The organism is Bartonella sp. W8151 (genome assembly GCF_016100385.1).
Lineage (GTDB): Bacteria > Pseudomonadota > Alphaproteobacteria > Rhizobiales > Rhizobiaceae > Bartonella > Bartonella apis.
This window is the reverse complement of record NZ_JACFSO010000002.1, coordinates 57848-73901: the sequence shown is the minus strand read 5'-3', so window position 1 is coordinate 73901 and position 16054 is coordinate 57848. Positions and strand designations below refer to the sequence as shown.

Here is a 16054-nt window from a genome sequence, read left to right as displayed (position 1 = left end):
AATTACGTTACTATAAATTTTTATATTGCTTATTATTAGTTTTATTTTCTTATTGCCATACTTTATTAGACATTTATCAATTGGATTCAGTTTTTTAAAAATAAATATAAGTATCAATTATTTAATTATTTATTTTTTATTTATATATTCACATTGATAAACATATCAAATATAGTAATATTAAATTATATATTTTAATTACAAATAATGTTTAATTTAAATTTTACTTAAAATAATTACTTATTGTGCTAATAAAATTCGTTATTTTTATTGACCGAATATTCAAAAACAGCCTTTTAAAAAAGAAAAGGCCGTGAAATATTCACGGCCCCTATTAAAAATTATTCAAAAACACACATGTTTCAGTTTCTTAGCGGTAAACCATACCACCATCGGTCAAGATAGCCTGACCTGTAATATAGTCGGAAGCAGGACTTGCGAGGAATGAAACGAGGTTTGCCACATCGTCCGGTGTTTCTGCGCGACCAAGCGCAATACCGCCAACAAATTTCTTATAGGTTTCTCCAAGCGGCACACCCGTCGTTTCATGGAAACGTTTGTCAATTTCAACCCACATATCTGTGCCGACAACCCCCGGGCAATAAGCGTTAACTGTGATGCCATGGGAAGCATATTCCTTAGCAGCCGCCTGCGTCAAAGCACGCACAGCAAATTTCGTTGCCGAATAGATACCCAACATTGCATAGCCTTCATGACCGGCGATAGAAGAAGCACTGATGATTTTGCCTTTTTGTTTACGCGCAATGAATTTTTTGGCTGCCGCCTGAATGCCCCACAGGGCTCCCTGAACATTGACTTTGAAAATTTTCTCGACTTCTTCAGGCGTTACATCGGCCAAAGCATTGACCTGTGCAATACCGGCATTGTTAACCATTACATCGAAGCCGCCGAGGTCTTTTTCAGCTTGTTCGATCGCGCCATAAACCTCTTCACGCACGGAAATATCGCCAGTGATTGTGGTGGCCTTTTGCCCCAAAGCTTCGATTTCTTTTTTAACAGCCGCAATCTTGTCTTTCTTGACATCAACGAGGCCGATATTGAAGCCGTCTTTTGCCAAATGCAAAGCAATTGCCCGACCAATCCCCTGTCCGGAACCTGTGACTACAGCTACTTTATTCGTCATGAAAATTCTCCCTTTCATTCGAGATTTCTTTTTCAGTTAGTGTTTAGAAGGAAACAAAACAAGATGAAAAAATGACGCAGTAAAAAATTAGTATATTTTTATTTAAAACAATTATAATAACAACTTTACATTATTTACAAAAGAAATACCTTCTGTAAATTCAAAACAATATTTCAATATCTATCCGCTGCAACGAAAACGGAAATCGTTTATCATAATAGCAGACCAAAGCTTGGCAGAAAAGCGTTTTATTTTACCGAATGTTTATTTTTCAACTTGTCCGCAATAATATAGAAAATTTCAAAATGCGGGTTCCGGAAGCAAATCATTTTCACAAGCCCGTAAGGAATGATAAATTATCCGCCACCCGTTTATGGTCGCAACCGCATCCTCGTGCACAATGTCCCGTTTACAACTCACAGTTTGCCATTGTCCGTTCACCATTTATTGTCGCACTTCAGCTTTTATCGCTACCGGTTAAAACATATGTGTTATGGCAAAACCGAAACGATAATGATCGTTGTTATTCTATCAAAATGGCTGATAAATCCATGGAAAGCAACAGTGCATTTATTCTGTTTTGAAAGCTTAAAAAAAAGGCCAACCATTTGATATATTTTTACGAGCGTGATCTTGAAAACCATCTTATCATCATGATGAACCGGCACTCTGCTTCAAAAAATTTATTCGAATAAAGAGGTAGAAAGCGTGAAAAACACATTCGTCATTTTCCGGCCGATCATCCTGAAAAAGCGTTCGGGTTTTATAAATGATGCAAGAAATATTGCCCGTTTCCTCTGCCCGTTGTTCAAACATCATCATTTCTTGGATAACAAAGTCGCAACGAAAAAATTAAAAAGGGCGACCACGTAAGACCAGAAACATGCTGCAAGAATAACATACCATAAAAATCGGATTGGGCGATTTATTAACGGAATATGGTGGCAATTCAAAACTTCTTGTTGCCACCACTTTTTATCTTCGACAAATTTTACTGTCCCGTCATTTTTAATTTCTATTAGAATATCTATTCCGGGGCATAAACATCAGGTCATGCGGCTATTAAATCTTGGCGAGCCAACCTCAATGGCTGATCGGAATGCTGTAAAGCTCCGCTAAAGCCGCCAATATCGGGGCAGATCCGGCAACAAGCTGGTGGCCGTTATATTCACCTGTCTTATGGCTGGTTGTGCGACCTTTTCCCAGAACCAGAAGTGGTAGGGACTGGTTATCTTCACCGGCAATGGCAATAACTTCTTCACGCGGGCGCGGAAAATCTGCATAACGCACATCAAGCTCGTGAAGCTTATTTTTATAAGAGGAAAGCGCGCCTTCTATCGGTAGGCAATGCGGGCAATAAAAAAGTTTGTCGGGCTGTTTTGCGTCTTTGAACGCTTTTGGCAATAGAAAAAGAATGTCTTTTGACATGATGACCTCACATAAAATTTCGGGTGAGAGAGTTATACGACTTTGTTTGACCTCTTCATGATTATCCGAATTTAAATAATCAATAAAAGCGGGAAATGTTTTTCAACATTATCAGAATCTATAGAATAGTTAGGCTACCAAAATCAAAAATCTCCGCCGATTATAAATGTCGACACGATGTCCGGAAGAAAAAGGACTTCAAACACAGTTTAACCGGCAGGAGATTATATAATGGTCTATGATTTAAGCCTTTTGGATAAATGCCCGCTTGATGTCAACCGCAATGCCGGTCAAGCTTTAAGAAACGCTGTTGAAACAGCTCGTGCTGCAGAAGCCGCAGGCTTTCGCCGCTTCTGGGTTGCCGAACATCATCATTCCAAAGAATTCGCGTCAAGTGCACCGGAAATACTTGTTGCCTATCTCTTGGCAGCGACACGGAAAATCCGTATCGGTTCGGGGGGCGTCATGCTACAGCATTATAGCCCCTACAAAATAGCGGAAGTTTTCAATGTGCTTTCAACGATCGAACCGGGGCGCGTCGACATCGGCATCGGCAAAACACCGGGGGGCTTGCCACACACAACCGCAGCTTTGCAAGCCGAATTTTCCGATGACAAACGTATCGGTTTCGAAGAGAAGTTGGAACTTCTGGATAGACTCCTTGGCGGGGAAGAAATAAAGGAAGGCCGCTTCAAAGGGTTGGCCGCAACGCCCAAACCTGAAGTCCGTGCAAGCACATTTCTGCTTGGAGCAAGTGCAGAAAGTGCAAAATTGGCTGCACGTCTCGGCTGGCAATTCAGCTATGCCGGACATTTGAATGGCAGCGAAGAAAAGTTGAAAAATACTGTTTCCACTTTTCGTCGTGCGACGTCGGGGGGCGTGCCACAATTGGCACTTGCAGCTGTTATCGACCAGTCCGACAAGCGCGCGAAAGAGCGTGCCAATGCCATTTCTATTTATAAAATCCATTTTTCCGATGGCAAAGTGTTCTCCCTCACCACTTTGGAAGCGGCAGAAGATTTCGGGCGTTTGTCCGGCCGTTCCGATTACACGATCGAAGAACACCATACACAAATTATCGCCGGCACAGCAGCTACAGTAAACAAAGAGCTTCAAGCCCTTCATCATCAATTCGGTATCGGAGAATTCATGTTGGAGTTGCCTGCAAGCAGTGTTGAAGAACGAATTGATGCAATAGGCGCACTTGCTTTCGAGCAAGAAAAAATTGCAGCCTGAACCCTATCGAGGAGATATAAGATGACGCATAATAAAATCAATTTCGGCATCATGCTTCATGGTGCAGGCGGCCATATGAATTCATGGCGCCATCCTTCCGTTCCGGCAGATGCAAGTGTCAATATTGCTTACAATGTCAATCTTGCAAAACGCGCCGAAGCCGAAGGGCTAGCCTTCGTTTTTGTTGCTGACGGGCTTTATATCAATGAAAAATCGATCCCGCATTTTTTAAACCGTTTCGAACCGCTCACTCTGCTGTCGTTTCTTGCCGCACATACATCAAAAATCGGTCTTGGTGGCACTGTTTCAACCTCTTACAGCGACCCGTTCACGGTTGCTCGCCAATTTGCTTCCCTTGACCTTTTAAGTGGCGGGCGGGCTGCATGGAACATTGTAACAACTCCGCTTGAAGGCACAGCCAAAAACTATGGCCGCCCTCACCCCGATCATACATTGCGTTATGAAATTGCCAGTGAATATATTGATGTTGTCAAAGGGTTATGGTCTTCATGGGAAGAAGATGCATTTGTTCGCAACCGTGAAACCGGCCAGTTTTTCGACCCGAAAAAAATGCACCGCGTCAATCACCACGGCAAGTTTTTTTCGGTTGAAGGACCGCTCAATATCCAGCGTTCTCCACAAGGTGAACCGGTCATTTTCCAGGCGGGTGCTTCCGAATCCGGCATCCATTTTGCCTCCAGATATGCCGAGGCAGTCTTTACCCACATTCAAGATATTGAAGGGGCAAAAAACTATGCCAAACATGTCAAAGATGGCGCGGTTGCACATGGCCGCTCACTCAATGATGTGAAAATTTTCCCCGGCATCAACCCGATTGTCGGGCGCACCAAAGATGAAGCGGAAGAAAAGTTCCGTGCGATACGCAATCTCGTCAACATTGAAGATGCGCTTGCCTATCTTGGCCGTTATTTCGACCATCATGATTTCGCCCAATATGACCTTGACAAACCTTTCCCCGAACTTGGTGACATAGGTAAAAACAGCTTCCGTTCAACGAGCGATCGCATCAAGCAAGAGGCAAAAGAAAAAGGCCTGACTTTACGCGAAGTGGCACTTAATGAAACCACCCAGCACGGTGATTTTATCGGTAGTTATGACGAGGTCACCAACCGCATCATCGAATGGTTCGATAAAGGCGCGGCCGACGGTTTCATTCTGACCATGCAGGTAAGCGGCCAAGGCTTTGATGACTTTTCTACCGAAATTCTGCCTCGTCTTGAAGAACGCGGCTATTTCGATCGCAAGCTCCATCACAACACATTGCGTGAAAATCTCGGCCTTGCCATTCCCTCGAACCGTTATGCCGAAAAACAGCAAATTGTTGCGGCTTGAAGCCGGAAGGATAAGAAAATGGGTAAAGTGATTGTTTTTTCCGGCAGTTTCAACCGGCCATCAAAAACCACCGCTCTTGTCAATTATATTGGCAAAGAAGTTGCTAAAAAATTCGGCACAGAGGTTGTAACATACGACCTTCTTGATGTCGGAAACACACTCGGTCTTGCCCAACGCGCCGATAAGCTTGAGCCGAAAGGCCAGCAAATTATCGAAGAACTGACATTGGCAGACGCACTTGTTATCGGCAGTCCCGTCTATAAAGGCAGTTATCCGGGATTGTTCAAACATTTCATCGATCTTATCGAGCCTGAAAGACTTTATGGAAAACCTGTACTGCTTTCTGCAACCGGTGGCGGCGACCGTCATGCGTTGATGGTTGAACATCAATTGCGTCCGCTTTTCGGTTTCTTCATGGCTCATAGTCTGCCGACAGCAATTTATGCCTCAGCACGTGATTTCGGGCCGGATAATGAAATCCGCTCGCAGGATCTTATTGCCCGTATTGAAAAAGCCGTCAACCAATTCACGCCCTTCATCAAAAAACAACCAGCCGATAGTGCTAGTCAAAAAACAACCATTCAACTGGCAAGGGAAAATAACGATGTTCTTCCCCTTGCGGCCAATTCCTGAGGGGGGAAAAGAAAATGAAACAATTTATCTTTACCAGCCTTAAGGATCCGCGAGCAGCGCGGCTGCGCGCCGCCCTGATAGAAGAATATGACAGCCGTTACGGCAATTTTTATGATGAAGAAGGTGCAAAAGCCGAGCTTGATCGTTATCCGCCCGAAGATTTTGCTCCGCCAAGGGGAAATTTCCTTCTCTTGATTGACGGAGAAGAGACAATCGGTGGCGGTGCTTTCAAATTTTACGATGAAACGACTGCCGAACTCAAGCGTATCTGGATTGATAACGGTTATCGCCGCCAAGGGCTTGCCGCGCTTATTCTCGAACAACTTGAATTGCAAGCGCGCCGGCAAGGCTATCGCCGACTTTATCTCACCACGGGTTTCCGCCAGCCGGAAGCTGTCAATCTCTATTTGAAAAACGGCTATACCAATCTGTTCGATTTGAATGGCGATTGGGAAGCCTACCGGCATTTGCCGTTTGAAAAAGACATTAGCAATAAACACCCCGAAAACAACAACGAACGCGATAACCGGCTTCGTTCATTTTCGCCTGTCAAAGCGCAAAGCGCATTGTCGCCAAAAAGCCTTTGAAAAGGAGTAACCATGTCATCAACAACAGATATTCACACCCCCGATCTATCTGCCAATTTCAACTTTGAAGAAAAGCAATATTCGGATTGCAAGGTTGTTCCCGCACGTTATCCGTTGCGAATGCTGGGTACGGTGTTTTCTGTTCTCGTTATCGGGGCCATTCTATATTCGGTTTTCACGAATGAAAAATGGGGCTGGTCTGTTTTCGCGACATGGTTTTTATCCGAACCGGTTCTTGCCGGTCTCGGGCGGACGATTTTGCTGACCATTCTTGCGACGATATCCGGCTCGATACTCGGAACCTGTCTAGCACTGGCACGTGTTTCAAAATCGCCACTGCTTTCCGGCCTATCATGGAGCTATATCTGGTTGTTGCGTTCTATTCCGCTCATCGTGCTTTTGCTTATTCTCAACAATCTGGGTTATCTTTACGAAAGCGTCCGCCTTACCAATCCGTTGAATGGTGAAGTACTCGTCAATTACCCGATGGTGTCACTATTGACGCCTTTTCTTGCCGCTTTCATCGGATTGACGCTTAACCAGTCGGCATTTTTTGCTGAAATCGTTCGCGGCGGCATTTTGTCGGTCGATAACGGACAGCACGAAGCCGCCGCTTCCCTCGGCTTATCAAAAAAACGCCAAGTCTTGCGCATTGTATTGCCGCAAGCCATGCGCACGATTTTGCCGACCGGCTTTAACGAAATTATCGGTTTGGCCAAAGGAACCTCTATGGTTTATGTTTTGGCTTTGCCGGAATTGTTTTACACTGTTCAGGTTATCTATCGGCGCAATCTCGAAGTCATACCGCTTTTGATGGTTGCAACCGTCTGGTACCTTGTCATTATGACCGTGCTTTCAATTGTTCAATATTATATTGAAAGCATTTACGCCAAAGGTGCCGTGCGCAATCCGTCAGAACTTGCTTTTTCACGGATTGAACGTAGTCTCGGTAACCTTGCCCGTCATTTTCCGTTTTTCAAAACCCCGTCGGCAGCGAAAGACAAATTGACGTTAAGCGATCAAATTGAAGACTTGGCAGAGGGCGAAGCTCCCTCGCTTGACGAGTGCCAGCATACTGCTTTCGGCAATCTTTATTCGGGTGAAGGTGCAGAAGTCAATGTTCACAATGTGTCGAAATATTTCGGCTCCAACAAAGTGTTGGACAATGTCAGTCTTAGCGTGCCGGCAGGGAGTGTAACTGTTATTCTGGGGCCCTCAGGCTCGGGCAAATCCACACTCCTTAGAACGATCAATCACCTTGAACGTGTTGATAGCGGTTTTATCGATGTTGATGGCGAATTGATCGGCTATCGCAGAGAACAAAATACGCTTTATGAACTGAAAGAAAAAGATATTCTGAAACAGCGCGCAGAGATCGCCATGGTGTTCCAGAATTTCAATTTGTTTCCGCATTTGACTGTTCTTGAAAACATTATTGAGGCGCCGACACAAGTCAAACACACTCCCTATAAAATCGCTGTTCAGGAAGCGCTCGATCTTCTGGAACGGGTAGGCTTGAAAGACAAAGCCGGTGTCTATCCGCGGCAGCTTTCAGGTGGGCAACAGCAACGTGTCGCCATTGCCCGTGCATTGGCGCTTCGCCCTAAAGTTCTGCTTTTTGATGAACCGACATCTGCGCTTGATCCCGAGCTTGTCGGAGAGGTTCTCGATGTTATCAAAGAATTGGCTCGCTCCGGTTCGACGCTCATTGTTGTCACTCATGAAATTGGCTTTGCCCGTGATGTCGCAGATACAATTGTTTTCATGGAACATGGAAAAATAAACGAAATCGGAACACCCGACGAGGTCTTCAACCACACAAAACAGGCAAGAACAAAAGCCTTTTTAAACAAGGTTTTGAAATAATACGACAATTTGAAAAATCGGCAATTTGCCAAATATCATGAGGTTTTTTATGAGTTTATTCGGTAATAATTTCGGCGTCAGAGCCATACTTATTGTGGCCAGTTTGACATTTTCGCAAGCTTCTTGGTCGGAAACTGTGCCACTTGATCTATCCGTGGAACAGACCGGTCGCCCGCATACGACTTTTAGTCAGGAACGCGCCAATGAAGTTGCCAATGTGCCTTTTGTGAAAAAGGATACATTGACAATCGCATTCAGCACAAACAGCAGCCTTCCCTTGCATGACTATGCAAGCGACGCAAAAACATGGATAGGATCGGATGCCGATATTATTTCAGCCATCGCTGAACGTATGGGCAAAAAACTCGAAATCATCAATATCAATTGGGCCGATTGGCCTTTGGGTCTATCAAGCGGCAAATATGATGGTGTTATTGCCAATCTGACAGTGACCGAAGAGCGCAAAGAAAAATTCGATTTTGCTACCTACCGCCACGACGTCATCGGCATCTATGTCAAGAAATCGAGCCCCATAAAAGAAGTCAAGGAAGCAAAAGATATTGCCGGTTCGCGGGTAATTACCGATGCCGGTACAAATCAGGAAAAACTGCTCTTGCAATGGAACGATCAAAATGTGAAAGCCGGCTTAAAACCGGTTGAAGTACAATATTATGACGACCGTGCCCTACAAACACTGGCTCTCGACAGCAACCGCGCCGATGCCATTTTCAGTGTCAACGCCATGCAATCACTCGTAGCTGCCACAACCGGTAAAACAAGGCTCGTCGGTACTATCAATGGTGGCTGGCCATTAACCGCCGATATCGCCGTCGGTCTACCTAAAAACAGCGCACTTACCAAACCGGTTGCAGATTGCATCAACGACCTTATCGCCGACGGTACCTATGAAAAAATCCTGAAACGTTGGAACCTCTGGGAAGAAGGCATTTCGCAATCGCAAATCAATCCTCCCGGTTTGCCGAAACCGCAAGCCAAATAAAAGCTAGGCAAAATGAAAGTCCGGCCAAAGAGAGTTCGGCGCAAGTCGAACTCTGGTCAAAAGAGATAAAGTTTTCATCCTAACCGTGAGGCCTCCCATGAAGAAGAGTAAAATTTTCGTTCCGTTATTTTTCATCGTCTTCCTCGCCGAAACGGTGCTCAACGCTTCAGCGCTTGACCAGAAGCCTTTTTTTGACACTTCTGCCGAACAGAAGGGGCGTATTCACGTCGAAAAAAACGACGATGCAATCAAAGCAATTCCGAAAGATTATCATTTCGTCAATCAAGACAAACTGACCATTGCTGTTGCCCCGAGTGACCCGCCTCTATCATTTTATGCAAGTGACGCAATAACGCCCATCGGTTCGGAAGCGGACTTTGCTTCGGCAATAGCTGAAAGTTTGGGAAAACAACTCGAGCTCGTTCCCATCCCGTGGATTGATTGGTCACTTGGCCTGTCATCGGGGAAATATGACGCCGTTCTTGCAAATATCGGTGTCACCGAAGCGCGCAAGAAAAAGTTCGATTTCTCGACTTACCGTCAAGGCATTCACGGCTTTTATGTAAAAAGCGATAGCCCGATTAAAAAAATTGAAAAGCCTGAAGATCTCGCCGGATATCGGGTTATCGTTGGTGGCGGCACCAATCAGGAACGTATCATGTTACACTGGAATGAAATCGTTATCCGTGAAAAACTTAAACCAATCGAGCTTCAGGACTATGACGATAGTGCAGCAAAACTTCTTGCTCTCCAGTCAGGGCGGGCAGATGTGATTGTGGGCCCGCATGCGCAACTCGTTTATATGGCATTGCGTGACAATAATTTGCGCAAAGTCGGAACCCTTATTGCCGGTTGGCCAAATCGGTCGGATGTTTCGGTTGTGACCAGAAAATCAAGTGGCCTTGCAGAACCGGTAACTATTGCCATCAACGGACTTATAAAGTCGGGCGCTTACGGAAAAATCTTCGCCAGATGGCATCTGGAAGATGAGGCACTCAACGTTTCAGAAACCAATCCCGAAGGCATGGCAGAAGAATAGCGGAGAATTATCCCCATGAAAATTCATCATAATATCACCGAACTCATCGGCAAGACCCCGCTTGTCGAGCTTCATCATTACGGTAAAAAACATCATTTGAAATCGCGTATTATTGCCAAACTGGAATATCTCAATCCGGCAGGCAGTATAAAAGACCGTGCCGCTTTGAATATGATTAATGAAGCAGAAAAATCCGGCAAGCTGAAAAAGGGCGATACCATTGTCGACGTTACAAGCGGCAATACAGGCATTGCTCTTGCCGCTGTGGCGGCAGCCAAAGGCTATGCAACCAAATTCTATGTAAGTGATAATATCAGCACCGACAAAATAAAACTTCTCAAGCTTTATGGTGCGGAAGTGGTTGCGGTTGAAAATGCTTTTTTCATGGATCCGGAAGCATTGGAAAAAATGGCTGCCCGCATCGTTTCGGAAAATCCGGACGCCTTTTTTATCGACCAATTGGCCAATCCCGATAATCCGAAGGTTCATATTGTCTCGACCGGTCCTGAAATCTGGGAAGATACAGATGGTCAGGTGGATATCCTGGTGTGTGCAATGGGAACAGGCGGAACAGTTTCGGGAACCGGAAAATATTTGAAATCGAAAAATCCCAAAATCAAAGTTGTTATTGCAGAACCGGCAGAAACCTCGCTTCCAAGTGAAGAAAATCCCTATCCTGATGAAATTGACGGGGTGCACAAGGTAAGTGAAGTACCCCCAGAGTCTCTACCAAAGAACTATGCGGCAGAAGTGGTTGATGAAATTTTTTCACTCGACACTGCAGATGCACTCAATGTTCAGCGTGATCTCTTAACCACAGAGGGAATATTCCCCGGTGTTTCGGCCGCTGCCATTTTATGGACAGCAACCCGCCTTGCCGAACGGGAAGAAAATAAAGGCAAAATGATTGTGGCAATTTTCCCTGATAGTGGCGAACGTTATTTGAGCGCTGCAACAAGGAATTAAAACAATTGCATATTTGCGGGCAGATGAGCTTCTGCCCGCAATTTTTTTAAGAACATTTTAGCGACCTCAACTTTTCTTCCCCGCCCCATTTTATTTGTTCACCACATTTTTCTAAAGTCGAAAACATATGGTCCTAAGTCGGAAAAAGGGGTTGGATTGCCGGTTTTTATGAATGTCGCTGGTATGAATGACGCTGAACAGCTTCCTCCCTTCTTCAACTCAACGAAGATCGGCCTTTTCAAGGTATTATTGCCATGTATTTAAATTTTTTTGTAAAATTTCGGGGGAAATTTTTTCGCAAAATTGACGGGTGTTTTTAAGTACTCATCATCAGGGCGCACATGCAAGCTTGCCGAAGTTGAATATTAAAAGTTTAAAAACATAAGCTGAAATGCGTCACCGCTATTTTGTTTTGCGCTTCTTGGCTTTAGTAGCTCATGTCTCCATACCCCCTTTAAAAGAGTAAAAAACAAACTACTACTTTAAGGAAATTCCGTTTTCCTTTACGACTTTAAGGTGTCTATAGTAATATATAAAAAAACAAAATGGAGACCTTGCTTTGCGATTCTTTGCCGACGGACCATCTATTCCCGATGAATTATTGTGGGAGAGAGATGAAGGCAAAGTGGTCTTTTTTTGTGGTGCCGGCGTATCAAGGGCATATGCAGGCTTGCCCGATTTTTTTGGCCTTGCAAATAAAGTGGCTGAATATCTTGAAGCCGAGAAAGACAGTGCGGCCTATCAGTTAATCCACCAGCACGATGGAAAAGAAAAAAATAATGTTGTCGGTGGATCTGTATCGGCTGACTATATTTTTGGCCTGTTGGAGAGAGATTTTTTTCAAAAAGATATTGAAGAGGCTGTTGCTTCAGCACTGGATCCCGAAAAACAATATTCTCCCAAAAAGCCTAATTACTTGGAAGCGCATCAAATTTTATTGGATCTCGCAACCGGTGTAGATGGGAAAGTCAGGTTGGTTACGACGAATTTTGACCGCCTATTTGAACAATGCCGGAAAAAGCCCAAAATCTGGCAGCCGCCGAACTTGCCTGATCCTTCACGCGTCGACGAGATGGATGGAATTGTTTATCTCCACGGCCTAGCAACAAAAGATTATAAAGCTGCGGAAGGCGACGGATTTATTCTTTCTACATCCCAGTTCGGGAAAGCTTATCTTGCCGAAGGTTGGGCAACCCAGTTCATTCGTCAACTTCTCGATAATTACACAATCGTCTTTGTCGGCTACAGTGCTGACGACCCGCCGGTGCAATATTTGCTTGAAGCTTTATTCAAAATGAAGGCAACGCATAATAAAATTTATGCTTTCCAGTCGAATGATGGAGAAGATGTCATCAATCGCTGGAAAGACAAAGGAGTTATGCCGATTTGTTTTCCTGCAGGCGGTTATAATATTTTATGGAAAACGCTTGAAGCCTGGGCACAAAGAGCGCGCAATCCCGACAAGTGGTATGAACAGGTCATAAAAAAATTTGCGAGCAACCCTCGCGCACTCCAACCTTTTGAACGCGGACAAATTGCACATATTGTTTCATCAAGCGAGGGAGCAAAAAAATTTGCAGAAGCAAAACCGGTTCCTTCGGCTGAATGGCTTTATGTCTTTGATGAGTTTTGGCGCTATGCGGCACCTTATCGATCTCATCCATTCTCCTCGGATGAGGATTTAATTGATCCGTTTTCTCTATATGGTCTTGATTCAGATAGGTTGCCCATGCCCTTCGACCCTAGGGGCTACAACCTAGAGCGGGGAATTCCTTCGAACGCATGGGATGCTTTTTATATTAATCAACGTGATCAAGCGTCTGTAGATGAAATGAATATCGCTACGCTCAAAGATATTGCTTTGCGGCCAATCGGTCGTCTCGCGCAACTAGCAATATGGTTAACGAAAGTCCTTGATCAGCCACCTGCTTTATGTTGGGCTGCTCGACAGTCGTCGCTCAACCGTTTCGTTATAAGTATAATTTCAGACAAATTACTAAATTATTCGCAACCTATCCATCCCCTTATTCGTCGGCGATGGAAAATACTAATAGATGTGTGGAAAAATCGAGCCTATTTTACCAGTGATCAATTGTTTCTTCTTAAAAAAGATAGGGATTGGAATGCGACAGTTGTAGAACAATTTGAAAAACTAACACAGCCTTATCTTTCCGTCAGGCCTTTTAGATACCGGCAAACGATCCCACAAAAGCTCAAGATTAACAGGGAAAATATCAACCAACTCGCACAGGTTAACATTATATATCCGCATTTCGATCAACCATTCAATATTCCTGATAAGTGGTGTTATGCGTCACTGAAGGCACTCCGGAGAAATTTGGAAATTGCAATCTCGTTCGAGAAGGAAATCGGCAGATATGGTCACTTTTCTCTCCAACCGATCATTTACAACAAAGAACATAATGGCATTGAAGGAACACATCGTCCTTACGGTATGATTATATATATATCTGATCTTTCTCGCATGATTATATATTTTTCAGAACTTTTTGACCAATTATGTAAGATTGATCTTTCTGCTGCAAAATTTGAATTCTTATCCTGGCCGCGAGATGACGATATGGCCTTTGCCCATTTAAGAATATGGGCAGCGGGAAAGCCGGAAATCGTTGCCGACGATGAATTCGTCCAGTTTATCATGTCACTTTCAGACGAAACATTTAAGAATTGCCAATATAAAGACGACTTGTTGTCGATTTTGACAAAACGCTGGGTAAAAATGGATAGTTTCACCCGCTCTATGATTGAAACAAGGTTACTTGAAAATACTCCTCATGTTACTGGGAAAGATCACCTCAACCGAAAACAACGTTGGGCTAGGCGAAGCTTAAATCGTTTGCAGCGCTTGATAGATGAGGGATGCGAATTAACGGCAGCGACTCGGAAAAAAGTTCAAAAACTGCGTTGCATTGTGCCTGAATGGACTGAAAAACAAGCCCGTAATTCGGGTCAATTCGTAGCTAGCGGATTTCCCCACATCAATACGGATTATGCTGCTTTATTGCACATTCCACTTTCAAAGCTGTTGCCTGAAGCAGAAAGAATTCAACAAAGTCCGGATGATTTTCTCATTGTTAATAGGCCATTCGAGGGATTGGTAAAAGATAAACCGGTACGTGCTTTTTCTGCATTATGCTTCGAAGCCAAAAAAAGAATTTTTCGGGAAGGAGCATGGCAAACATTCTTTTATTCAAAAGCTCGCAAAGCCGATCAAAACCGCTTCAAGCTTTTAATTGCCAATCGTCTTCTTAATTATCCGGATGAACAGATCGCTATAATTATTAAATCTGTTGGTTATTGGCTCTATGATAATGCCGCTAAACTCGAAAAAAATTGTCTACCCGTTTTTTTTCGTCTTGCGAGAAAACTCGTGGAAATATTGCAAGTGCAGCCTGATAAAGGCAAACCAAAGATCAATCAAAGTATTGACAAGTTTACAGAAGCAATCAATGCGCCTGCAGGAATGATAACGTGGCTACTTTTAACCGAAGTTTTTAAACAGAACCTTGGTGATAAAGCTTTTCACAAAGAATGCTTTGCCTTGATCGAATCTCTGTTGAAGCTACCAGATATCTCCCGCCAATATGTTCTGGTTATGTTATTCTGGGAAATTAATTGGTTTTTTCAAACCGATAAGGATTGGACCAAAAAATATTTGCTACCAATTTTCCATAGCAGCAACTCTATTGCCCGCGACGCTGCATGGTCGGGTTTTTTAGAAGGTCACGTGCTTCCATGCTTGGATATATTTAAAAATATTAAAGATGATCTGCTCACAATTAACAAAACTCGTCCGTATTTTTATTTAAAATATATTGCTCATTTTGCCGAGATTATTCTGGTATTATGGAGTAATACGGATGATTTTACAGCAGAAAGGTATATTAAAGATGAGGAATTTCATGAATTATTACTACAATCCGGAGATGAATTACGAACTGAAATTTTGAAACAAGTTGGGAGCTGGATTAGAGGCCCAAATATTGACAATTCCTCCGATGAATGGAAATCACGTTTACCTGAGCTTTTTTCAATCTGGCCAAAGCAAATGAAAGCCTGGTCGGCTAAAGTCGCCGCTAACTTTTGTAAATTATCGCTAGAAAGTGGCGAGCAGTTTCCTAAGTTATCGAAACTTGTCGTCAATAGGTTGAGTAAAATAAATAACTCTTACTCTGTCGATTTTTATACGCCAACCATAATGGATCCCAACAACAAAATAATTCAGGATTACCCGAAAGAATTATTGGAATTACTATTTACCGTTTTGCCAGATAACACTAGTCCACAGCCTTATAGAATAGATAAAATTCTGAAAAATATGGTCGATGCCGATAGCAGCCTTAAAAGGGATGCTCGTTACATAGAATTAAAACGACGTTATTCCATCTAACCTTTGCAAGCCATGAGTGATCGGAGGAATGTTTTTAAAGCTTCGGTTTGTTGAAAACAGAGCTTAATCCAGCACAATTTTTCGTCTTGCCGTTTATTTCGCTGGGCTTGATTGTACAAGTCGAAGAAAAGCGAATAATTACCGCTTCGCTCTGGTCAGAGATCAGAACGATTGATCAAACGGCAGAAAGTTTGAAATATGAATTGGCATTTTAAGCCACACATTTTCCTGCTAGACCCGTTTGCCAGCTCAAACGCGCATTGGCTTTTTAAACTGAAACGCCTGCCCGTCAAGTTTGAACAAACAAATGCCAGCCGAAAGCACGAGTAAGCTGGTTTAAAAAGTGTCAAGCTTTTCGCGTGGTTTCAAGCACGTCTATACAATGAACTGT

Annotated in this window: 11 protein-coding genes; 9 read left to right on the top strand and 2 right to left on the bottom strand. The window is 43.6% G+C overall.

The window, feature by feature from the left end:
* Window positions 1-370: 370 nt before the first annotated feature.
* Together H3V14_RS03440 and H3V14_RS03435 are read right to left on the bottom strand one after the other, a co-directional pair.
* Complete coding sequence (locus tag H3V14_RS03440) at window positions 371-1144, bottom strand: acetoin reductase (RefSeq protein ID WP_246784978.1); 774 nt, start codon at window positions 1142-1144, stop codon at window positions 371-373.
* A gap of 1083 nt (window positions 1145-2227) precedes the next feature.
* Window positions 2228-2572, bottom strand: coding sequence for a DUF3088 domain-containing protein (locus tag H3V14_RS03435; RefSeq protein WP_198226631.1), 345 nt, complete (start codon window positions 2570-2572; stop codon window positions 2228-2230).
* 231 nt (window positions 2573-2803) lie between these two features.
* Here H3V14_RS03435 and H3V14_RS03430 point away from each other — a divergent pair, with 231 nt between their 5' ends.
* From H3V14_RS03430 to H3V14_RS03390, 9 genes are all read left to right on the top strand, one after another.
* Window positions 2804-3808 (top strand): MsnO8 family LLM class oxidoreductase, encoded by a 1005-nt coding sequence (locus tag H3V14_RS03430; protein ID WP_198226629.1) that lies wholly within the window; start codon window positions 2804-2806, stop codon window positions 3806-3808.
* A gap of 21 nt (window positions 3809-3829) precedes the next feature.
* Window positions 3830-5161, top strand: a complete 1332-nt coding sequence (locus tag H3V14_RS03425) for an LLM class flavin-dependent oxidoreductase (protein WP_198226627.1) — start codon at window positions 3830-3832, stop codon at window positions 5159-5161.
* Between the two features lie 18 nt (window positions 5162-5179).
* Window positions 5180-5794, top strand: a complete 615-nt coding sequence (msuE, locus tag H3V14_RS03420) for an FMN reductase (RefSeq protein ID WP_075869097.1) — start codon at window positions 5180-5182, stop codon at window positions 5792-5794.
* 14 nt (window positions 5795-5808) lie between these two features.
* On the top strand, window positions 5809-6381 hold the full coding sequence (locus H3V14_RS03415; RefSeq protein ID WP_075869098.1) for a GNAT family N-acetyltransferase: 573 nt from the start codon (window positions 5809-5811) through the stop codon (window positions 6379-6381).
* 12 nt (window positions 6382-6393) lie between these two features.
* Window positions 6394-8247, top strand: a complete 1854-nt coding sequence (locus H3V14_RS10950) for an amino acid ABC transporter permease/ATP-binding protein (protein WP_075869099.1) — start codon at window positions 6394-6396, stop codon at window positions 8245-8247.
* A 49-nt stretch (window positions 8248-8296) separates the two neighbouring features.
* Entirely contained in the window at window positions 8297-9247 is a 951-nt protein-coding gene (locus H3V14_RS03405) for an ABC transporter substrate-binding protein (protein ID WP_198226625.1), read from the top strand.
* Window positions 9248-9344: 97 nt separating this feature from the next.
* Window positions 9345-10286, top strand: coding sequence for an ABC transporter substrate-binding protein (locus H3V14_RS03400; RefSeq protein ID WP_198226623.1), 942 nt, complete (start codon window positions 9345-9347; stop codon window positions 10284-10286).
* A 15-nt stretch (window positions 10287-10301) separates the two neighbouring features.
* Entirely contained in the window at window positions 10302-11252 is a 951-nt protein-coding gene (locus tag H3V14_RS03395; RefSeq protein WP_198226621.1) for a PLP-dependent cysteine synthase family protein, read from the top strand.
* Window positions 11253-11811: 559 nt separating this feature from the next.
* The gene (locus H3V14_RS03390) at window positions 11812-15663 is read left to right on the top strand and encodes an SIR2 family protein (protein ID WP_198226619.1); all 3852 of its coding nucleotides are present in this window, start codon (window positions 11812-11814) and stop codon (window positions 15661-15663) included.
* Window positions 15664-16054 lie beyond the last annotated feature (391 nt).

Bases quoted from the DNA above. Each gene is read 5' to 3' on its own strand.
- H3V14_RS03440 (WP_246784978.1), bottom strand. From the start codon at position 1,144: ATGACGAATAAAGTAGCTGTAGTCACAGGTTCCGGACAGGGGATTGGT.
- H3V14_RS03435 (WP_198226631.1), bottom strand. From the start codon at position 2,572: ATGTCAAAAGACATTCTTTTTCTATTGCCAAAAGCGTTCAAAGACGCA.
- H3V14_RS03430 (WP_198226629.1), top strand. From the start codon at position 2,804: ATGGTCTATGATTTAAGCCTTTTGGATAAATGCCCGCTTGATGTCAAC.
- H3V14_RS03425 (WP_198226627.1), top strand. From the start codon at position 3,830: ATGACGCATAATAAAATCAATTTCGGCATCATGCTTCATGGTGCAGGC.
- msuE (WP_075869097.1), top strand. From the start codon at position 5,180: ATGGGTAAAGTGATTGTTTTTTCCGGCAGTTTCAACCGGCCATCAAAA.
- H3V14_RS03415 (WP_075869098.1), top strand. From the start codon at position 5,809: ATGAAACAATTTATCTTTACCAGCCTTAAGGATCCGCGAGCAGCGCGG.
- H3V14_RS10950 (WP_075869099.1), top strand. From the start codon at position 6,394: ATGTCATCAACAACAGATATTCACACCCCCGATCTATCTGCCAATTTC.
- H3V14_RS03405 (WP_198226625.1), top strand. From the start codon at position 8,297: ATGAGTTTATTCGGTAATAATTTCGGCGTCAGAGCCATACTTATTGTG.
- H3V14_RS03400 (WP_198226623.1), top strand. From the start codon at position 9,345: ATGAAGAAGAGTAAAATTTTCGTTCCGTTATTTTTCATCGTCTTCCTC.
- H3V14_RS03395 (WP_198226621.1), top strand. From the start codon at position 10,302: ATGAAAATTCATCATAATATCACCGAACTCATCGGCAAGACCCCGCTT.